The 19,493-nt window shown below is 71.4% G+C and carries 20 protein-coding genes; 8 read left to right on the plus strand and 12 right to left on the minus strand.

Annotation, left to right across the window (positions count from 1 at the left end; genetic code table 11):
• Positions 1-58 precede the first annotated feature (58 nt).
• The 6 genes from ACFVS6_RS29360 to galU all read right to left on the minus strand — a co-directional run bounded on the left by ACFVS6_RS29360 (position 59) and on the right by galU (position 5,339).
• Positions 59-1,156: a hypothetical protein gene (locus ACFVS6_RS29360; protein WP_389708498.1), complete on the minus strand. Its 1,098-nt coding sequence runs from the start codon at positions 1,154-1,156 to the stop codon at positions 59-61.
• 155 nt (positions 1,157-1,311) lie between these two features.
• Positions 1,312-1,926, minus strand: a complete 615-nt coding sequence (locus ACFVS6_RS29365; RefSeq protein WP_389708500.1) for a GNAT family N-acetyltransferase — start codon at positions 1,924-1,926, stop codon at positions 1,312-1,314.
• A gap of 17 nt (positions 1,927-1,943) precedes the next feature.
• The gene (locus tag ACFVS6_RS29370) at positions 1,944-2,543 is read right to left on the minus strand and encodes a molybdenum cofactor biosynthesis protein B (RefSeq protein WP_389708502.1); all 600 of its coding nucleotides are present in this window, start codon (positions 2,541-2,543) and stop codon (positions 1,944-1,946) included.
• The gene (gene moaC, locus ACFVS6_RS29375; RefSeq protein WP_389708504.1) at positions 2,540-3,019 is read right to left on the minus strand and encodes a cyclic pyranopterin monophosphate synthase MoaC; all 480 of its coding nucleotides are present in this window, start codon (positions 3,017-3,019) and stop codon (positions 2,540-2,542) included. The genes ACFVS6_RS29370 and moaC overlap by 4 nt, the downstream gene beginning before the upstream one ends.
• A 72-nt stretch (positions 3,020-3,091) precedes the next feature.
• Positions 3,092-4,432 carry a gephyrin-like molybdotransferase Glp gene (gene glp, locus ACFVS6_RS29380; protein ID WP_389708506.1) on the minus strand — a complete coding sequence of 447 codons (1,341 nt, stop codon included), beginning with the start codon at positions 4,430-4,432 and terminating at the stop codon, positions 3,092-3,094.
• Positions 4,433-4,436: 4 nt separating this feature from the next.
• Positions 4,437-5,339 carry a UTP--glucose-1-phosphate uridylyltransferase GalU gene (galU, locus tag ACFVS6_RS29385; RefSeq protein WP_389708508.1) on the minus strand — a complete coding sequence of 301 codons (903 nt, stop codon included), beginning with the start codon at positions 5,337-5,339 and terminating at the stop codon, positions 4,437-4,439.
• Between the two features lie 94 nt (positions 5,340-5,433).
• On the opposite strand from galU, the gene ACFVS6_RS29390 reads away from it, so the two are divergent.
• Positions 5,434-6,057, plus strand: a complete 624-nt coding sequence (locus ACFVS6_RS29390; RefSeq protein WP_389708510.1) for a 5-formyltetrahydrofolate cyclo-ligase — start codon at positions 5,434-5,436, stop codon at positions 6,055-6,057.
• Here ACFVS6_RS29390 and ACFVS6_RS29395 read toward each other — a convergent pair.
• Positions 6,054-8,960, minus strand: a complete 2,907-nt coding sequence (locus tag ACFVS6_RS29395) for a penicillin acylase family protein (protein WP_389708512.1) — start codon at positions 8,958-8,960, stop codon at positions 6,054-6,056. The genes ACFVS6_RS29390 and ACFVS6_RS29395 overlap by 4 nt on opposite strands.
• A 296-nt stretch (positions 8,961-9,256) precedes the next feature.
• Between ACFVS6_RS29395 and ACFVS6_RS29400 the strand changes: the two genes are divergently transcribed.
• The 7 genes from ACFVS6_RS29400 to mscL all read left to right on the plus strand — a co-directional run bounded on the left by ACFVS6_RS29400 (position 9,257) and on the right by mscL (position 16,101).
• Positions 9,257-10,735, plus strand: coding sequence for a potassium/proton antiporter (locus ACFVS6_RS29400; RefSeq protein ID WP_389708568.1), 1,479 nt, complete (start codon positions 9,257-9,259; stop codon positions 10,733-10,735).
• Between the two features lie 415 nt (positions 10,736-11,150).
• Positions 11,151-12,494, plus strand: a complete 1,344-nt coding sequence (locus ACFVS6_RS29405; RefSeq protein WP_389708514.1) for an MFS transporter — start codon at positions 11,151-11,153, stop codon at positions 12,492-12,494.
• A gap of 67 nt (positions 12,495-12,561) precedes the next feature.
• Positions 12,562-12,870, plus strand: a complete 309-nt coding sequence (locus ACFVS6_RS29410) for an FmdB family zinc ribbon protein (RefSeq protein ID WP_389708516.1) — start codon at positions 12,562-12,564, stop codon at positions 12,868-12,870.
• 77 nt (positions 12,871-12,947) lie between these two features.
• Complete coding sequence (locus ACFVS6_RS29415; protein WP_389708518.1) at positions 12,948-13,781, plus strand: S-methyl-5'-thioadenosine phosphorylase; 834 nt, start codon at positions 12,948-12,950, stop codon at positions 13,779-13,781.
• A gap of 285 nt (positions 13,782-14,066) precedes the next feature.
• Positions 14,067-14,624 (plus strand): carboxymuconolactone decarboxylase family protein, encoded by a 558-nt coding sequence (locus ACFVS6_RS29420; RefSeq protein ID WP_389708520.1) that lies wholly within the window; start codon positions 14,067-14,069, stop codon positions 14,622-14,624.
• Between the two features lie 424 nt (positions 14,625-15,048).
• Positions 15,049-15,444 (plus strand): hypothetical protein, encoded by a 396-nt coding sequence (locus ACFVS6_RS29425; RefSeq protein WP_389708522.1) that lies wholly within the window; start codon positions 15,049-15,051, stop codon positions 15,442-15,444.
• Positions 15,445-15,594: 150 nt separating this feature from the next.
• Positions 15,595-16,101 (plus strand): large conductance mechanosensitive channel protein MscL, encoded by a 507-nt coding sequence (gene mscL, locus ACFVS6_RS29430; RefSeq protein WP_389708524.1) that lies wholly within the window; start codon positions 15,595-15,597, stop codon positions 16,099-16,101.
• Between the two features lie 13 nt (positions 16,102-16,114).
• Here the strand turns inward: mscL and ACFVS6_RS29435 are convergent, their stop codons facing one another.
• The 5 genes from ACFVS6_RS29435 to ACFVS6_RS29455 form a co-directional block, all read right to left on the minus strand.
• Positions 16,115-16,339 carry a hypothetical protein gene (locus tag ACFVS6_RS29435; RefSeq protein ID WP_389708525.1) on the minus strand — a complete coding sequence of 75 codons (225 nt, stop codon included), beginning with the start codon at positions 16,337-16,339 and terminating at the stop codon, positions 16,115-16,117.
• A gap of 100 nt (positions 16,340-16,439) precedes the next feature.
• Complete coding sequence (locus tag ACFVS6_RS29440) at positions 16,440-17,867, minus strand: NarK family nitrate/nitrite MFS transporter (RefSeq protein ID WP_389708527.1); 1,428 nt, start codon at positions 17,865-17,867, stop codon at positions 16,440-16,442.
• A gap of 2 nt (positions 17,868-17,869) precedes the next feature.
• On the minus strand, positions 17,870-18,238 hold the full coding sequence (locus ACFVS6_RS29445) for a hypothetical protein (protein ID WP_385587208.1): 369 nt from the start codon (positions 18,236-18,238) through the stop codon (positions 17,870-17,872).
• Positions 18,235-18,894, minus strand: coding sequence for a ubiquinol-cytochrome c reductase iron-sulfur subunit (locus tag ACFVS6_RS29450; protein WP_389708529.1), 660 nt, complete (start codon positions 18,892-18,894; stop codon positions 18,235-18,237). Before ACFVS6_RS29450 ends, ACFVS6_RS29445 begins: the two co-directional genes overlap by 4 nt.
• Positions 18,891-19,490: a 4Fe-4S dicluster domain-containing protein gene (locus tag ACFVS6_RS29455; RefSeq protein ID WP_362877714.1), complete on the minus strand. Its 600-nt coding sequence runs from the start codon at positions 19,488-19,490 to the stop codon at positions 18,891-18,893. Before ACFVS6_RS29455 ends, ACFVS6_RS29450 begins: the two co-directional genes overlap by 4 nt.
• Positions 19,491-19,493 lie beyond the last annotated feature (3 nt).

A 19,493-nucleotide genomic window follows, 5' to 3' on the forward strand; every position in this document is an offset into this window, starting at 1 on the left:
CTCGCGGGTGCTCCAAAACCGATTCCCCGGAGCGTCCGCGCAGGTCACCGATCGCCGGTCACTCGTTCGCGGCGCGCGGCCGGTCCTCGCCCTCGTACTGGTCGAAGAGCGGGGTGCGACCCCGCTCGCGGCCGCGGGGGCGCGGCGTGGTGGCCTGGGCCGCCGGCTCCGGTCGGGACTCGGACCGGGACGCCGGACCGGCTTCCGAGCCGGACGCGGCCCTCACCTCCGGCCTCGGCTCCGACGTCGGCTTCGGCACCCCGGGCTGCGCCCGCAGTCGGGGTTCGGTCGGCTCGGCGGTGCTGGAGCGGGTCGAGCTCCAGGCGTCGGGCGCGGTCGGGCCGGTGGCGCGGGGGGCGACGGGGGCCGTCACGTACGTCGGCAGCGGGACCGGGACCGGCTCCCAGCTGTCGCCGCGCGCCGGACCGCGCTCGCGCTCGCGCTGCTGGTCCACCCACTCGGCGTGGTCGGTCTGCTCGACGAGCGCGCGGCGCCCGGCCTCCTGGGGGGAGACCGGTGGCGCGGGGTCCGGTTCGGCACCACCGGCGGCGGGGTCCTCGGCCGCCCGGCGGCGGGGCCGGTTCTCCCGCAGGCTGCGGGCGGCCGCCTCGGCGCGCCGGCGGTCCATGGTGAACTCGTAGCGCCGCCGCTCGTGGACCCGCAGGTGCACGATGTACGCGCTCAGCAGCAGGGCGGGGACGGCCGGCGCCCACAGGTAGTGGAGCCCGCCGACCGCGGCGACGACCGCTCCGGCGCTGAAGACCAGGAAGAGCAGGGCGGTGGTGCGCCGGCGGCGCGCGAGCACCTGGAGGCGCTGCTGGCGGCGGGCCCGCTCGGCCTCGGCGAACCTCGGCTCGGCCCTGGTCGGGGGCACGTCGAAGGCCCGGGCGTCGGCGTCGACGGAATCAACCGTCTCCGTCGCGGCGTCCGGGTCCCCGTGGGGCTGGGGTTCCGCCTGTTCGTCACCGCGCTCACGCAGCCCCTTGGCGTAACGGCGCTCCATTCCCGCCCGGCCGGAAAGCAGCCTGATGGCGGTGGAGAAGCGTTCCGTCGGACGCGCTTCGTTCAGCTCGTCCTGCCTCCGGAGCCACATGGGCACCAAGTAGGCGGCCCAGGCCCCGACGATGACTGCGTAGATGAGGCCGCTGCTGCTCACACCCCACACCGTAAAGGGGCGCGGGCGGGGGGATCAGCCAATTGAGTCGGTGTGTCGCACGATCAGGCTGATATCACGGACTTTTTTTGTGATTCTTCGGATCAGGTTATGGGCGACCCGGTCAAGAATTCGAACGCATTTGCGATAACCGACTTTCAGGCCGTCGTCGGCGGCCTTTCCTGCGGCCTCGTCCGGTGCCACCGGCGCAGCAGTCCCTCCGGGACCTCCTCCACCGTCAACGCGAAGACGAGGTGGTCCCGCCAGGCGCCGTCGATGTGCAGGTACCGCGGACGGACCCCCTCCTCGCGGAAGCCGAGCTTCTCCACGACGCGGCGGCTGGGACCGTTCTCCGGGCGGATGCACACCTCGATGCGGTGCAGCCCGACCTTGCCGAAGCAGTGGTCCACGGCGAGCGCGACGGCCGTCGGCATCACACCGCGGCCCGCGACGTCCCGGTCCACCCAATAGCCCACGTGGGCCGCGCACATCGAGCCCCAGGTGATCCCGGCGACCGTCAACTGGCCGACGAGACGCCCCTGGTACTCGATGACGAAGGGCAGCATGCGGCCCGCGTTCGCCTCCGCCCGCAGGTGGCGGACCATCTGCCGGTACGTCGGCCGTTGGATGACGGGGCCCCAGGGCGCGGGCGGCGGAATCGTCGCCTCCCAAGGCCGCAGCCATTCGCGGTTGCGGCGGTTCACCTCGCGCCAGGCGCGCTGGTCCCGCACCTTTATCGGCCGGAGCGTGACGTCGCCGTCCGTCAGCGCCACCGGCCACGACGGGCCGTTCAGCTCTGGCTCCCGGGGTCCGCCGGGGGTCTGGGGTGGTCGCCGCCCCGGATCTGGTCGACGGCGTGCGGCAGGATCCGGGCCAGGACGGCGAGGCCGTCCTTCACCCCGCCCGTCGAACCGGGCAGGTTCACGATGAGGGTGTGGCCCGCGACGCCCGCCAGGCCCCGGGACAGGGCCGCCGTCGGCACCTTGGCGAGGCCCTCGGCGCGGATGGCCTGCGGGATGCCGGGGATCTCGTAGTCCAGTACCCGGGCGGTCGCGTCCGGGGTCCGGTCGGTCGGCGAGATGCCGGTGCCCCCGGTGGTGAGCACGACGTCGTACCCGGCGGCCACGGCGTCGCGCAGCGCCGCCTCGACGGGGTCACCGTCGGGGACCACGCGCGGGCCGTCCACCGCGAAGCCGAGCTTCTCCAGCGCCTCGGCGAGCAGGGGGCCGCCCTTGTCGGCGTAGACGCCGCGCGAGGCGCGGTTGGAGGCGGTGACCACCAGAGCGCGCGGCGCGGGGGCCGCGGCCGCGTCGGGCGCGGGCGCCGTCCACGCCTCGCCGGTCACCGGCGGGACGTGGCCGTGGACCTCACCGCCGCGGGGGTCGTTCATCCCCGGCTCCAGTCGCCGGACTTGCCGCCGGTCTTCTCCTCCACCCGGACGTCGGTGATGACCGCGCCCTTGTCGACGGCCTTGACCATGTCGATCACGGTGAGGCCGGCGACCGCGACGGCGGTGAGGGCCTCCATCTCGACGCCCGTGCGGTCGGTCGTCCGCACCGTGGCGAGGATCTCGACGGCGTCGTCGGCGACCGACAGGTCGACCTTCACCCCGGACACCGCCAGCGGATGGCACAACGGGATCAGGTCGGGGGTCTTCTTGGCCCCCATGATCCCGGCGATCCGCGCGGTGGCGAGGGCGTCGCCCTTCGGCACGCCCTCACCGCGCAGCAGCTCGATCACCCGGGGGGAGACGAGGACGCGTCCGCTGGCGCGGGCCGTCCGGGTGGTGACGTCCTTCGCCGAGACGTCGACCATCCGGGCAGCGCCGGCCTCGTCGATGTGGGTGAGCCTGCTCTCGGTACTCATGCTGTGCCGCTCCGCTCTGGGCCCCGAGGGGGCCTGTGTGGTGCGACACACGCTACCCGCACCGACGGCCGGTCAGCCGAGCAGGATCACTTCCAGCTCGGTGCCGGACTCCACCGAGGTGACGTCCTCCGGTACGACCATCAGGGAGTCGGCGTGGGCCAGCGCGGCGATCAGGTGGGAGCCCGATCCGCCGACCGGGGAGACCGTGCCGGCCTCGGCGTCGTACTTGCCGCGCAGGTACTGCCGGCGGCCGGCCGGGGAGCCGAGGGGCTTGTCGCAGGTGAGCACGGCCCGCACGCTCGGCCGGCCGACCACGGACGCGGGCAGGCCCATCAGGGCCCGGATCGCGGGGCGCACGAACAGCTCGAAGGAGACGTACGAGGACACCGGATTGCCGGGCAGCGCCAGGAGCGGGGTGTGGTCGGGGCCGATGGTGCCGAAGCCCTGGGGCTTGCCGGGCTGCATGGCGAGCTTGCGGAAGTCGACGTTCCCCGCCTCGGCGGCGTCGTCGCCGGCGGAGACCGAGGTCAGCGCCTCCTTGACCACGTCGTACGCGCCGACGCTCACCCCGCCCGTGGTGACCAGGAGGTCGGCCCGGATGAGCTGGTCCTCGATGGTCGAGCGCAACGTGTCGGCGTCGTCCGCGACGGCGCCGACCCGGTAGGCGATGGCTCCGGCGTCCCGCGCGGCCGCGGCCAGCGCGAAGCTGTTCGAGTCGTAGATCGTGCCGGCGGCCAGCGCTTCACCCGGCTGGACCAACTCGCTGCCGGTGGACATGACGACGACCCGGGGTCGCGGCCGGACCCGGACCGTGCCGCGCCCGATGGCGGCCAGCAGGGCGATCTGCGGCGGCCCGAGGACGGTGCCGGCGGCCAGCGCCAGGTCCCCGGCCTGTACGTCGCTGCCGCGGGCCCGGACGTGCGCCCGCGCCTCGGCGGCCCGGTGGACCCGAACCTCGCCGGCCGCGCCCTCGGGCGCGGTGGCGGCGGGGGTCATCCCGGAGGCCGCCCCGCCGCCGGTGCCGCCGTCGGTCCACTCGACCGGTACGACGGCTTCCGCGCCGGGGGGCAGCGGAGCCCCCGTCATGATGCGGGCGGCCTGACCGGGGCCGACGGTGGGCAGCTCACCGCTGCCCGCCGCCACGTCCCCGATCACCGTGAGCACCGCGGGGAACTCCTCGCTCGCACCCTGGACGTCCGCCGTGCGGACGGCGTAACCGTCCATGGAGCTGTTGTCGAAGGGCGGGAGGGCGACGGGCACGGTGACGTCCTCGACCAGGACGCAGCCCTGGGCGTCGAGCAGTTGGAGCTCGATGGGCTCCAGCGGCCGGACGGTCGCGAGGATGTCCGCGAGGTGCTCGTCCACGGACCACAGACGCTGGTGGCCGGTGTCCTGCGGTGCGGAACTGCTCAAGGTGCTACATCTCCTCCGTGACGTAACGGTGAAGCCAGGTGCGGAACTCCGGTCCCAGGTCCTCACGCTCGCAGGCGAGTCGGACGATGGCCCGCAGGTAGTCCCCCCGGTCCCCGGTGTCGTAGCGGCGGCCGCGGAAGACCACGCCGTGCACCGGGCCGCCCACGGTCTCGTCGGCGGCCAGCTTCTGCAGGGCGTCGGTGAGCTGGATCTCCCCACCGCGGCCCGGCTCGGTCTCCCGCAGTATGCCGAAGATCGCCGGGTTCAGGACGTAGCGTCCGATGACCGCGTAGTTGCTGGGCGCCTCGGAGGCGTCCGGCTTCTCGACGAGGCCGGTCACGCGGACGACGTCCGCCTCGTCGGTCGGCTCGATGGCCGCGCAGCCGTAGAGGTGCACGTTGGCCGGGTCGACCTCCATGAGCGCGATGACGGTGCCGCCGGTGCGCGCGTGGACGTCGACCATCTGGCGCAGCAGCGGGTCGCGGGGGTCGATGAGGTCGTCGCCGAGGAGGACGGCGAACGGCTCGTTGCCGACGTGGGGCTCGGCGCAGAGCACCGCGTGACCGAGACCGCGGGGGTCGCCCTGGCGGACGTAGTGCATGGTGGCGAGGTCGCTGGACTCCTGGACCTTCTTCAGCCGGTCGTCGTCGCCCTTGGCGATGAGGGCCGACTCCAGCTCGTAGTTCCGGTCGAAGTGGTCCTCAAGCGCCCGCTTGTTACGTCCTGTGATCATGAGGACGTCGTCCAGGCCGGCCGAGACGGCTTCCTCCACGACGTACTGGATGGCCGGTTTGTCCACGACCGGGAGCATTTCCTTGGGGGTCGCCTTGGTCGCCGGAAGGAACCGAGTGCCGAGGCCCGCAGCCGGAATGACGGCCTTTTTGATCACGGGGTGCAACTGAGTCATGGGCAGAACGATAGTGGCTCTGATCGAACACCCCGCGAGATTACGGTAAATAAGTCCCGATATGCCCGAATGAACAAGGGATTGAGACTCAACTGTGGTAGAAAATCCGCCCGAAAACGGACCCCGACCGCCCGAGAAGGCGTCGCTGCGCCGGGAACTGCTCGCCGCCCGTCGCGCCCTGCCCGACGAAGCACGGCGGGCGGCGGCCCGCGCGCTCGCCCGCACCGCCCTCGCGCTGCCCGAACTGGCCGACGCCCGCACGGTCGCCGCGTACGTCTCCGTCGGCGGCGAGCCGGGCACCCGTGACCTGCTCGACGCGCTGCGGGCCGCCGGGAAGCGGGTGCTGCTGCCCCTGCTGCTGCCCGACAACGACCTCGACTGGGCGGTGTACGAGGGCCCCGACGGCCTCGCCGAGGCGGCGCACCCGGGGAGGATGCGGCTGCTGGAGCCCGCCGGTCCGCCGCTCGGCCCGGACGCGGTGACGGGGGCCGACGCCGTCCTGTTGCCCGGACTTGCGGTGGACGGGCGCGGCATGCGGCTGGGCCGCGGGGGCGGTTCCTACGACCGGGTGTTGGCGCGGCTGGAGCGGGCCGGGGCGCATCCGGCGCTGGTGGTGCTCCTCTACGACGAAGAGGTGGTCGCGCGGGTCCCGGAGGAACCGCACGACCACCCCGTCCGGGCGGTCGCCACCCCGTCGGGGGTGGTGCGCTTCGGCTAGTTCGAGCCGGCCGGCTTCAGCGTGAGGGTGTGGACCGTCGCCTTGTCGACGGCCGCCTTCCCGAAGGGCCAGTCCAGCAGCTCGCCCTTGGCCCAGAGGTTCGTCTGGTCCGTGTAGTTGTCGTGGTACGCGTGTCCCGAGGCGCCGGTCAGGTTGATCCAGCGGGACTTGTCCAGGTCGTTGAGGTTCACGACCATGCGCATCGACGGGACCCAGGTGACCCCGTACCCGCCGGAGGCGTTCCAGCCGGTCGCGTTGACGGTGGCCTCGCCGCCGCCCAGGTTCCACGGGCCGCGGTTGAGGAGCCACTGCATGAAGCCGGGGCCCTCGGTGCCGATGGTCTGGTTCTTGAGCGTCAGCTGGTGCAGGCGGCCCCAGCTCCAGGTGGACTGGTCCTTGCCGAGCTTGGCGGTGAGCTCCCAGCGGGCGTCCTGCATGGCCCGCGCGAACAGCTCGTCGCGGGTGGTGGTCGCCTTCTCCGCGCGGACGGCGGGGCTCTTCCACCACGCCGACTTCTCGTCCTTGACCAGGCGACGGACCACCTCGAACCAGCGGTCACCGCCGTCGGGCTGGGCCGATTCGGCGTCGCGGGTGCCGCATTCGCGGACCAGCTCGGCGAGGTCGTCGGCGGGTCCGCTGGTCTCGTCGCGGACGTTCGAGCAACTGCCCTCGACGCGCAGCTCCTTGGGCATCTTGTCGCCGAAGGACAGCTTGAGGATGTTGCGCCAGACCGCGTTGAAGTACGCGGCGGCCGCCGAGTCGGGCTCCTGGGTGTAGTTCCAGCCCTCCAGGAGCTTCTGCGCCGAGCGCACGTCCGGGTCCGAGACCTGGATCTTGGCCAGCATCGGCGTCAGCAGCGCGGCGATCTCGCTGCTGTTGTCCATCTGCATGGTGCGCATGTCGTCGGTGGAGATCTTGCCGCTGTCCTTGATCTTCGCCTCGATGAGGTCGTTGATCCGCTGGCTGCGGGCGCCGTAGCCCCAGTCGTTGGTCAGCAGGTACGGGTACTTGCCGGCGCCGGTGCCGCTCTCGATGACCGCCTGGTTGGCGGTGACGACGTAGCCGCGTGCCGGGTTGAGCTCCCACGGCATCTCGTTCTGCGGGATGTAGCCCGCGTTGCCGCTCTTCCAGGCGTACTTGGGGTCCCAGCCGGGGGCCGGGAGCCGGCCGTCGCCCTGGGTGCGGATCGGGATGCGACCCGGGGCCTGGTAGCCGATGTTGCCGGTGGCGCCCTTGTTGTCGGCGTAGATCAGGTTCTGGGACGGGACCTCGAAGTCCGCGGCGGCGGCCCGGAAGCTGTTGAAGTCCTTGGCCCGGTTCAGCTTGAAGACCGCGTCCATCGACTTGCCCGGGTCCAGGGCCGTCCAGCGCAGGGCCACGGCGTAGCCGTCGCCGCGGTCGGGCGCGGAGCTGGGGACGGGGGCTCGGGAGCCGACCGTGCCGAGTTCGTCGCTGCGGTCCGAGATCAGCGGTCCGTTGTTGGTGGAGCGGACGGTGATCTTCTTGCTGGGGCCGCCCGCGACCTTGATGACCTCGTCGCGGACGGTGAAGGGGAGCGTCTTGTTGTCGTAGACGTAGCCGTCCGGACGGACCTGCTCCAGGTAGAGGTCGGTGACGTCGGCGCCGAGGTTGGTCATGCCCCAGGCGATGTCGGCGTTGTGGCCGATGACCACGCCGGGCATGCCGGAGAAGCTGTAACCGGCGACGTCGTACTGGCACTGGGGCGAGGTCGCGCGGCAGTGCAGACCCATCTGGTACCAGACCGAGGGCAGCTGCGGGGACAGGTGCGGGTCGTTCGCGAGGAGCGGCTTGCCGGTGGTCGTGTACTTGCCCGAGATGACCCAGGAGTTCGATCCGATGCCGCTGCCGTTCGGGCCGAGGATGGCCGGGATCTCGTCCAGGGTCTTGGCGAGCGAGGTCAGCTGCGTGCGCAGACCGACGCTCGCGCCCTGGGCGGTGGCGTTGCCGGCGAGGCCGGAGGCGTTGCTCCCGCCCTGGGGCAGGGCCTGCGAACCGGTTCCGGTGCCGTTACCGGTGCCGGTGCCGTTACCGGTGCCTGTGCCTGTGCCTGTGCCGGTGCCGTTACCGGTGCTGTTTCCCGTACCGGTGCCGGTACCCGTACCGGTACCGGTACCCGTGCCCTGCGGTGTGTACTTGCCGCCCGTGACCGTGCCGCCCTCGACGATCGGCTTGTTCCGGTCGAAGGGGTACGGCGGGTAGAGCTCGTCGATCTGCGCCTGCGAGAGCTTGTTGGCCATCAGCGAGCGGTCGATCTCGTCCTGCATGTTGCCGCGCAGGTCCCAGGCCATCGCCTTGAGCCAGGCCACCGAGTCCACCGGCGACCACTTCTCCGGCGCGTAGCCCTCGCTCAGCTTGAGGGTGGCGTGCTCGACGGAGAGGTCCTTGCCGGACTTCCCGTTCAGGTACGCGTTGACCCCGTCGGCGTAGGCCTGGAGGTACTTCTTGGTCTCGGGCGAAAGCTTCGTGTCGTACTCGGCCTGTGCGACCTGCCGCCAGCCAAGGGTGCGCAGGAAGGCGTCGGTCTCCACCTGACCGGAGCCGAACATCTCGGAGAGACGGCCGGAGGTCATGTGGCGGCGTACGTCCATCTCCCAGAACCGGTCCTGGGCGTGCACGAAGCCCTGGGCGCGGAAGAGGTCCTCGTCGTTGTCGGCGTAGAGCTGGGGAATCCCGTGCTCGTCGCGCTTCACGTCGACGGTCCCGGTCAGGCCGGGGACCTTCAGGGAGCCGGTCGTCTGCGGGAACGAGGCGCGTACGGTGTCCGCGCTCCAGTACGCGCCGTAGCCGAGGCCCGCCAAGAGCGCCAGGACCATGACGAGCACGAGCAGGCGTGCGCGTCGTCCCTTCTTCTTGACGGAAGGTCCGGATTCGTTGGCGGGCATCGCTGTCCTTAGAGGGGCAGGGTGGTCCTGAGTCTGGGAGCAACCATAGGCGCAGACCCGGGTTCGTTGATCCGCCAGGGGTCGGGGGGACGCCCGGCCCGACGGGTGGGAGGGGTCGCGGGTGCTGAGGACAAGGCCGATCCGGCGTTTCACAATGTGAGGAGCGCGTCAAGAAAGCGTCAAAGATTAGGTAAGGTAACGAAGTACTTGCCGAATGCGCCCTCGGGAGGAACGATCCGCCGGGCGGCGCCTCCAGGAAGGGCCGCCCACTGACTGTCCACACGCTCAATGAGCTCCTGCTGGTCTGCTCGCTCGTGCTGCTCGTCGCCGTGGCGGCGGTGCGCGTCTCGTCGCGCAGCGGACTTCCCAGCCTGCTCATCTACCTCGGCATAGGCGTCGCGATAGGCCAGGACGGCATCGGGAACGTCGTCTTCGACAACGCCGAACTGACGCAGGTCATCGGCTACGCCGCGCTCGTCGTGATCCTCGCCGAGGGTGGTCTGGGCACCAAGTGGAAAGAGATCAAACCGGCCCTCCCGGCCGCGATCATGCTGTCGCTGGTGGGCGTCGCGATCAGCGTCGGCGTGACGGCGGCCGGGGCGCACTACCTGGTCGGACTGGAATGGCGGCAGGCGCTGCTGATCGGCGCGGTCGTCTCCTCGACCGACGCGGCGGCCGTCTTCTCGGTCCTGCGCAAGGTTCCGCTGCCGTCCCGGATCACGGGCGTGCTGGAGGCCGAGTCGGGCTTCAACGACGCCCCCGTCGTCATCCTGGTCGTCGCCTTCGCGACGGTCGGACCGGTCGACGACTGGTACCTGCTGCTCGGCAAGATCGCGCTGGAGCTGGCGATCGGCGCCGCCATCGGCCTGACGGTCGGCTTCCTCGGTTCGTACGGGCTGCGGCACGTGGCCCTGCCCGCCTCGGGCCTCTACCCCATCGCCGTGATGGCCATCGCGATCACCGCGTACGCCGCCGGCGCGATGGCGCACGGCTCCGGCTTCCTCGCGGTGTACCTGGCCGCGATGGTGCTCGGCAACGCCAAGCTGCCGCACTGGCCGGCCACCCGGGGGTTCGCGGACGGGCTCGGCTGGATCGCCCAGATCGGCATGTTCGTGCTGCTCGGCCTGCTGGTCACCCCGCACGAGCTGGTCCACGACTTCTGGCCCGCGGTGATCATCGGGCTGGTGCTGACGATGGTGGCGCGGCCGCTGGAGGTCTTCGTGAGCCTGCTGCCCTTCCGGGTGCCCTGGCAGGAGCAGGCCCTGATGTCGTGGGCCGGCCTGCGCGGCGCGGTGCCCATCATCCTGGCCACCATTCCGATGGTGTCGGGGATCGAGGGCAGCGAGCGGGTCTTCAACATCGTCTTCGTGCTGGTCGTGGTCTACACCCTGGTGCAGGGGCCGACGCTGCCGTGGCTGGCGCGGAAGCTGGAGCTCGGCGACACCGACGAGGCCGCCTCGGACCTCGGCATCGAGTCGGCGCCGCTGGAGAAGCTGCGCGGGCACCTGCTGTCCTTCTCCATCCCGCCCGCCTCGCGGATGCACGGGGTCGAGGTCAGCGAGCTGCGGTTGCCCGCCGGGGCCTCCGTCACGCTGGTGGTGCGGGACGCGAAGAGCTTCGTACCGGCCCCGTCGACCGTGCTGCGGCGCGGGGACGAGCTGTTGGTCGTGGCCACGGACCCGGTGCGGGACGCGGCGGAGGCGCGGCTGCGCGCGGTGGCCCGCGGCGGCAAGCTCGCGGGATGGCTGGGGACCGGTGGCGCGGCGTCACTCTAGGTGGCGGAGGGTGTCCGGATCGGGGGCCCGTATGAACGTTTTTCTTTAGAGCGACGTTCTAATTCGGCCAATTTCAGTGGTGTGTGACCACCCTTGCCCCTATATCGGTGGTCAAGGAATGCGAAGTTCCGGTTAATCGCAGGTGAAGTCATGCCTTGTCAGCGCAATCACAGGGCGTGCTAGCGCATTCCCCTGTATGATGAAGGCACACCAGATCGAACCAACTCTGCCTGACGCAGAGCTGGCGCGACCGCAAAGCGGCCGTGGCACCCTCCCGCAGTGGGCGCCCAGGTATCACTCGGTTCTGCGCAAGAGGACAGCTCTCGGGGCTCCCACATGTACGGGTGCGGCCGCTCACAAAGCGGCGCATCGTCCGCAGACGGGGAGTTCTACCAGGCAGCGGAAAGGCCAGGCCGTGACATCCGCGGTCACGACCGACAAGTCCGCCCGCCCCGGCTACGGGCAGCTCCTGCGCACGCCCGGAGCCCTCTCCTTCGTCCTCCCCGGCTTCGCCGCCCGCCTGCCGTTCGGCATGCTGACCATCAGCATCCTGCTGCTCGTCCAGCACTCCACCGGCTCCTACGGCGACGCCGGCATCGTCGCCGCCGTCACCGGCGTCTCCATGGCCCTGTTCGCCCCGGTCATGGGCAAGCTCACCGACCGTCGCGGCCAGAGCGCCGTCCTGGTCCCGGCCGTGCTCGTGCACGCCGCCGCCGTGGGCGCGCTGACCGCGCTCGCCCTGATCGGCACCCCGCTGTGGGTGCTCGCGCTGGCCGCCGTCCCGGCCGGCGCCTCCGTCCCGCAGGTCGGACCCATGGTCCGGTCCCGCTGGGCGGCCAAGCTGGAGGGCTCCCCGCTGCTGCCGACCGCGGCCGCGTTCGAGTCCGTCACCGACGAGTTCACCTTCGTCGTCGGCCCGGTGCTCGCCACCGCGCTGTGCACCGGCGTCCACCCGGCGGCCGGTCTGGCCACCGAGGCGGCGCTGACCCTGCTCGGCGGTCTGTTCTTCGCCGCGCAGCGCTCCACCGAGCCGAAGCCGGCCCCCCGGCTCGCGGACGGCGAGAAGCACGCCTCCGCCCTGTCCTTCCCGGGTCTGCGCGTCCTGATCGTCGCGTTCATCGGCATCGGCGCCGTCTTCGGCGGCATGCAGGTCTCCCTCGCCGCCTTCTCCAACGAGATCGGCAACCCCGGCGCGAACGGCATGCTCTACGGCGTCTTCGCCGCGGGCAACATGATCGCCGGCATCGCGATGGGCGCCATCGCCTGGAAGATCGGCCCGCGCCGCCGCCTGATCCTGGGCTACGTCGGCCTGACCGCCGCCGCCTCGGTCCTGTGGGCCGCCAACTCGGTGGTCGTGCTGGGCGCGCTCGGCCTGGTCGTCGGCCTCTGCATCGCCCCCGCGCTGATCACCGGCTACACCATGATCGAGCAGCTGATCCCGGCCGCCTCGCGCACCGAGGCCTTCACCTGGCTGACCGGCGCGGTCGCGTTCGGCCAGGCAGGCGCCGTGACCCTGGCCGGCCGCCTGACGGACGCGCACGGGTCCTCGTACGGCTTCCTCGTGCCGCTCGTGGCGACCGCAGTCGCGCTCGCCACCCTGCTGGCGCTGCGCTCGAAGCTGGCCCCGACGGCCCCGAGCCGGATCGTGAACTCGTCCCCGACGGGTACCGAGAGGGCCCCCGCGGCCACCGCGCCGACCACCCGTAATCGGGTGAACGAGCGTGGGATCGGTCACCGCACGCCGGTGACGGTGGACTGATCCGCCGGAATACGTCACCATGGAGCGTCGTTAGCACTCATTGAGTCAGAGTGCCAGGAGGAAATTCGTGCCGACCTACCAGTACCAGTGCACCGAGTGCGGTGAGGGCCTTGAGGCCGTGCAGAAGTTCACCGATGACGCACTGACCGTGTGCCCGAGCTGTGACGGACGCCTGAAGAAGGTGTTCTCCGCGGTCGGCATCGTGTTCAAGGGATCCGGTTTCTACCGGAACGACAGCCGCGGCGCCTCGTCGAGCAGCACGCCTGCCTCGAAGCCGGCGACGACGTCGACCCCTGCCGCGACCCCTGCGGCTTCGTCCTCCTCGACGTCGGCGGGCTCGGGCAGCAGCAGCGCCGGCTCCACGTCCGCTGCCTGACCTCGTACGTTTTCCGTGAGGCCCCGTCGCCCCCTGTGGGCGGCGGGGCCTTTCGCGTCCCCGGTTAGGGTGGCGCCATGGCGAATGCAGAGATCGGTGTAATCGGCGGATCGGGCTTCTACTCCTTCCTTGAGGACGTCTCCGAGATCCAGGTGGAGACCCCGTACGGGCCCCCGAGCGACTCCCTCCACCTGGGCGAGCTGGGCGGCCGCCGGGTGGCGTTCCTGCCCCGGCACGGGCGCAGCCACACCGTGCCCCCGCACAAGATCAACTACCGGGCCAACCTGTGGGCGCTGCGCTCGGTCGGCGTCCGCCAGGTGCTGGGCCCCTGCGCGGTGGGCGGCCTGCGGACGGAGTACGGTCCCGGCACCCTGGTCGTCCCGGACCAGCTGGTGGACCGCACGAAGTCCCGTGCCCAGACCTTCTTCGACGGGGAACCGCTGCCCGACGGCACCGTCCCCAACGTCGTGCACACCACCTTCGCGGACCCGTACTGCCCCGTCGGGCGCTCCGTCGCGCTGGCGGCGGCGCGGGGCCGGGACTGGGAGCCGGTGGACGGCGGCACCATGGTCGTCGTCGAGGGGCCCCGCTTCTCGACCCGCGCCGAATCCCGCTGGCACGCGGCGGCGGGCTGGGCGGTGGTCGGCATGACCGGGCACCCCGAGGCGGTCCTCGCGCGAGAGCTGGGGCTCTGCTACACCTCGATGGCGCTGGTCACGGACCTGGACGCGGGCGCCGAGACGGGCGAGGGCGTATCCCACACCGAGGTCCTGCGGGTGTTCGGCGAGAACGTCGGCCGGTTGCGCGAGGTCCTCTTCGACGCGGTGACGGCGCTGCCGGAGACGAAGTCCCGGGACTGCCTGTGCACCCACGCCCACGACGGCTGGGACCTGGGCATCGAACTGCCGTAGCCGGTCGGGCTGATCCGGGTGGGGTGACCCGGGTGGGGTGACCCGGGTGGGGTGACCCGGGTGGGGTGACCCGGGTGGTCGGGGTGGTCCCGGTGGCCGGGGTGCTCGGGTGTTCGGGGTGGTCGGGTGCGGGTCCCGGGTCCGGTGGGGTCCGCGGCCGGCGGCGAAGGGGGTCCGCGGGAGCGTGCGGCGAAGAGGGTCCGCGGGAGGTGTCACGTTCCGCGCGGCCCGTTTGTCCCCGTGGTGAAAGGGCGACAAGCCGCCCCCGACCGGAAGAGGCCGATCATGCCGCGCATCTCGCTCACCCCGCCGCGCACCCTCCTCATGCGGATCGCCACCTGGTACTCGCGCCGCACCTACGGCAAGGTGCTGGAGCCCGGACTGGCCTACGGGCACAACCCGCGCGTGCTGCTCACGTACGTCCGGCTCGAACAGCGGGCGGCGAAGTGGAACAAGCTCGACGCCGGGTTGAAGCACCTCGCGGTGATGGCCGCCGCGTCGAGGATCAACTGCTCGTGGTGCATGGACTTCGGCTACTGGGAGGGCACCGGGCTGGGCCTGGCGCCGGCGAAGATCGAGCGGGTTCCGCAATGGCGGGAATCCCGCGAGGTGTTCACGGCGACCGAGTTGCTCGTCCTGGAGTACGCCGAGGCCATGACCGACACCGAGCCGACGGTGACCGACGAGTTGGCGGCGCGGCTGATCGCGCTGCTGGGCGAGGAGGCGTTCGTCGAACTCACCACGATGATCGCCCTGGAGAACTTCCGCTCGCGCGTGAACAGCGCCTTCGGCCTGACCAGCCAGGGCTTCGCCGAGGAGTGCAGGGTGCCGACCGGGTCGTGAGGGTGGTCCGCGGCCCACTCGTGCGGGTGACGGGGTTGTCCACACCCTGGGGACCGTCCACAGGGCGGAGCGGGATCGGGTGGCGGGGCGGATCGTGAGGGGTGTTCGGGCGTCCGCCCGACACCGGAACCCGATCAGTTCGGCGGTGCTCACCATGTCCAGGACCACTCCCCCGACCCCGCGGCCCTCGCTCCCGGTCTCCCTTTCTGCCTCTCCCCCGCCGTACCGCTCCGACTCGGCGGGTGCGCCGGGCTTCGCGAGTCCGCCGGGCTTCGTGAGTGCGCCGGGCATCGCGAGTCCGCCGGGCATCTCGAGTTCTTCGGCTTCCGTGTGTCCGCCGGCCTCCGCGTGCCCTCCCGCGCGTCCCGTTCCGCTCTTCGCCCCGCTGCGCGTGGGGCGGGGCGCGGGGCGGTTGCGCCGCGCGGTGCGGCGTAGGCGGCGGGCCGCCTCGGCCGGGTTGGCCGTCACGGCGGCCGTGCTGGTCGTCGGCGGTACGGAGGCCCGGGCCGCGCGGAGTTCGCCGCCGCCCGAGGTGAAACCGCCGCCCGCGGCGGTGCGCATGGTGTCGGCACCGGTGCGCATCGCGGACGCCGCGACGGTGGGGCTGCTGCGCCCCGGCGACCGGGTGGACGTGGTGGCGGCGGAGCGCGCGGGCCCGCCGCGGGTGGTGGCCGCGGGGGCGCGGGTGGCCGAAGTCCCGCATGCGGCCCGGGAGGTCGGGGAAGGCGGGGCCCTGGTGGTCCTGTCGGTACCCCGGGACACCGCGCGGGCCCTCGTCGGTGCGGGCACAGTGGCGAGGTTGGCGGTGACGCTGTGCTGATCCGTTCCGCTCTGTCTCGTTCGGTGCGGATTCGCACGGGCGAGCAGTCAAGTCACCTCAAGGAGGGCAGCGATTGGACACGTCGGGCCTTGACTGCCGTAGCTTTCGGAACCGTTGGCTCCAAGTTCCGTAGATGCGAAGAAAGGCTCAGTGGTGAGCGAGAAGAAGAAGGAGAGCGTCCTGGCGGGCTTCAAGGCCTTCCTGATGCGCGGCAACGTCGTCGACCTGGCGGTGGCCGTCGTCATCGGCGCCGCGTTCACGAACATCGTGAACTCGCTCGTGAAGGGCATCATCAGCCCGGTCATCGGCGCCATCGGCACGAAGAACCTGGATGTCTACAAGTCCTGCATCAAGAACCCTTGCGGCATCGGCAAGGACGGCCAGCCGACGGGGGTGGAGATCCTCTGGGGTTCGGTCCTGAACGCCACGCTGACCTTCCTGATCACCGCCGCCGTCGTCTACTTCCTGATGGTGCTGCCGATGGCGAAGTACCTCGCCAAGCAGGAGGCGCGCCGCAAGGCCAAGGAGGGCGTGCAGGAGACCATGGAGATCACCGAGCTGGAGGTCCTCAAGGAGATCCGGGACGCGCTCGTCGCACAGCGCGCCGGGAACGACGGTGGCGCCCCCGGGGCGCCGGGGTCGCGCGACGCCTTCTGACCGCCCGGGCGGATCAGATGTGGTGCGGGGGCTTCTCGTCGAGGAAGCGGGCCAGGTCGGCCGTGCTTCCGCCGGCGGGGGCCCGTTCGCCCCAGCCGCGGTCCGTGTCGTCGTGGGACTGCTGGTCCAGCGGGTCGTCGAAGACCAGCCGGGGCTTCGGCTCGGGCTCGGGCTTCGCCGGGCGCGCCTCGGTCTCGGGCTGCGGGGGCTGCGGGTCGGAGGCGGGGGCGGTGCTCATGCCTCAAGGGTACGGCCGCCCGGGCGGCGGCCCCCGTCCCCGGGCCCTGCCCCGCCGCCGCCTGCGACCCCGCCCCTCCCCGCGCCCGTACGGCCGGCGGTCAGCTGGGGGCTTCCGCGCCCTTGCGGGCGTAGAACCACCAGCACACGACGAGACAGGTCGCGTAGAACCCGATGAACAGCCACAGGGCGTGCGTGACGGCCATCGCGGCGAACATCGCCGGGATGAAGAAGAAGCCGTACGCGGCGATGGCGGAGGAGAAGCCGGTGACGGCGCCCGCCTCCATCTCGGACTGCTTCATGGCGGCCGCCTGCGCCTCGGAGCCCTGGCCTTCGGCCTTGCGCATGTGCTGGTCCCGGAAGATCACCGGGATCTGCCGGAAGGTCGAGCCGTTCCCCAGCCCGGAGAAGGCGAAGGCCACCAGGAAGCCGATGAAGAACGCCCAGAAGCTTCCCTGGTCGTCGCCGTGCGGCAGCGCGAAGATCACGACGACGAGGGCCGCCGCCATGCCGACGAAGGACAGCATGGTCACCCTGGCGCCGCCCATCCTGTCGGAGAGCCAACCACCGGCCCAGCGCATCAGTGCGCCGATGAAGGGGCCGATCCAGGCATAGGTGGTGGCCTGGTAGCCCTGGGACTCGAAGTTGTTCTTGATCAGCAGGGGCAGGCCGGCCGCGAACCCGATGAACGAGCCGAAGGTGCCTACGTAGAGCCAGGTCATCAGCCAGTTGTGCTTGCGCTTGAAGATGATCTTCTGCTGGCTGAAGGGGGCCGCGGCCACCTTGAGGTCGTTCATGAGGAACCAGGCGAGCACCGCCATGATCACCAGAAGGGGCACCCAGAGGAAGGCGCCGTTCTGGAGCCAGATGTCGGTGTTGTTCGTGGCGTCGCGCTGCGGGCCACCGGCGGGGGCGCCCAGCACGGCGGCGGTGACCACCAGCGGCGCGACCAGCTGGACCACGCTGACGCCGAGGTTTCCGAGACCTCCGTTGAGGCCGTTGGCGTTGCCCTTCTCCCGCTTGGGGAAGAAGAAGCCGATGTTCGCCATCGAGGAGGCGAAGTTCGCGCCGCCGATCCCGCAGACGGCCGCGATGAGCGCCAGCTCCCAGTAGGGCGTGCCGGTGTCCTGGAGGGCGAAGCCCAGCCACAGCATCGGGGCGACCAGGATGAACGTGCTGAAGGCCGTGAACTTGCGTTCGCCGAAGATCGGCCCGATGAAGGTGTACAGGATCCGGAAGGTGCCGCCGGTGAGGCCGGGGATGGCGGTCAGCCAGAACAGTTGCGACTTGGAGAACGCGAAGCCGACGTTGTTCAGCTTGACCACGGTCACCGACCAGACCTGCCAGACCACGAAGCCGAGCATCAGCGCGGGGATCGACACCCACAGGTTGCGCTGGGCGACCTTGTGGCCGGTGGACTGCCAGAAGCCGTCGTCCTCGGGCCTCCAGTCACCGATGGTGGCGCCGGGCTTGTAGGTCTCCGCGCGGTGCGAACGCACCCCGGACGGAGTGGGCGTGGGTATGGACATGGTCATCGGTCCTTCGGGTCGAGGAGCCACAGACCGATCACGACGAGGAAGGACAGGACCAGGAATCCCGCCCCCCACCAGGCCGTGCCGGTGTTCCCCTTCATCCACTCGTTGACGGTGACGGTCAGCGCCCAGAGCTGCCCGATGACGACGGTGAGGGCCAGGGCGAGCCGTGCGTTGAGCTTCGAGGAGCGCTCCGGCTCCTGTTCGGTGCCGGCTCCGGGACCGGGGCCGGTGTGCCGGATCCGCGGGTCGCCGTAGCCGCTGGTGGGGCGGATCTGCGGATACCGCTCGCGCACCGGGCGGTTCAGCCGGGGCTCGGCGCTCCCGGGCCGGTAGGCGGGCCGGGGAGGCAGGGGTTCGTCGCTCACGTCCGTCTGCTCTCGGTCGTGGTGGCACGGTCCGCCGCGGGGCAACCCAGGCGCTGGGCCATCTCCGGTCGGGACTCGCCGAACTGCCGGCACAGGGCTTCCTGGGCCGGCTCTCCCGACCGGGCCGTGGCGACGGCCCAGACACTGCCGTCGGCCTGCTCGGTCAGGATGATCCTGGGGAGGGGGCGGGGAGGGGGCCCGGCCGTCACCTCACCGGTGCGGGCGTCGAAGACGCCTTCATGGCAGGGGCAGTACAGCTCCCCGTCGGCGCCCCGGTCCTCGCGCCAGAGCACCCCGCAGGCCAGGTGGGTGCAGACGGCGGAGTAGCCCACGAGGCTGCCGTCGGACAGGCGGACGGCCACGGCCCGATCGTCCTCTCCGGGGAAGCGGAAGGCCACGGACTGGCCCGGGGGCAGGTCGGCGGTGACCATCTTGGCCTCGGGCAGGGACTCGCTGTCGCCGTGCCGGTGCAGGATGCCGGCGGCGACACCGACCCCGCCGATGGCCAGGCCGCCGGAGACGGTGGCGACGATCCGCAGGTAGTCGCGGCGAGTGGTGAGGGAGTCGGCGCTGATCCGGTCGCGCAGCCGGTCGGCGGCGGCGTCGCCGTCGGACTCGGGGCCCTGTCCGGGTGAGGGCTGCTGGGTCACGCTCATCGGACATCCACTCCGTTGATCTCGACGACGGGCAGGCCGCCGGGAACGGGCCACTGGACCTTGTCCGCGGGTACGACCATCGCCACGCCGGTGCTGACCACGACGTCGCCGAAGACGAAGGAGTCGGCGACCTGCACTCCGGGCCGCTCGGCCCGGAGTTCTTCGAGGGTTCCGTAGAAGAGCGCACCGGTCGGGCAGACGGTGGCGCACATGGGGGCCAGGCCGTAGGCGGTGCGGTCGTAACAGAGGTTGCACTTCATCTGGAGCTTCGCCTGGAGGTCGATCTTGGGAACCCCGAAGGGGCAGGCGTTGACGCAGTTGGCGCAGCCGATGCAGCGGGTGGTGTCGGCCTGTTGGACCACTCCGTCGGCGGTGACGAGGATCGCGTCGGCGGGGCAGACCTCGGCGCAGGGCGCGACGGGGTCCTCGCAGTGCATGCAGACGGTCGGGAGGGAGGCGACGGACATGCCGGGGTCGGTGTAGTCCAGGTGGATCATCGACTTGCCGCGGTGCGAATCGCATTCGCGGCAGGCGGAGACGCAGGCCTGGCAGCCGATGCAACGGCCCGGGTCGATGAAGATCGTGCGGCCCATCATGGC

The organism is Streptomyces sp. NPDC057939, from assembly GCF_042887545.1.
Classification (GTDB): Bacteria; Actinomycetota; Actinomycetes; order Streptomycetales; family Streptomycetaceae; genus Streptomyces.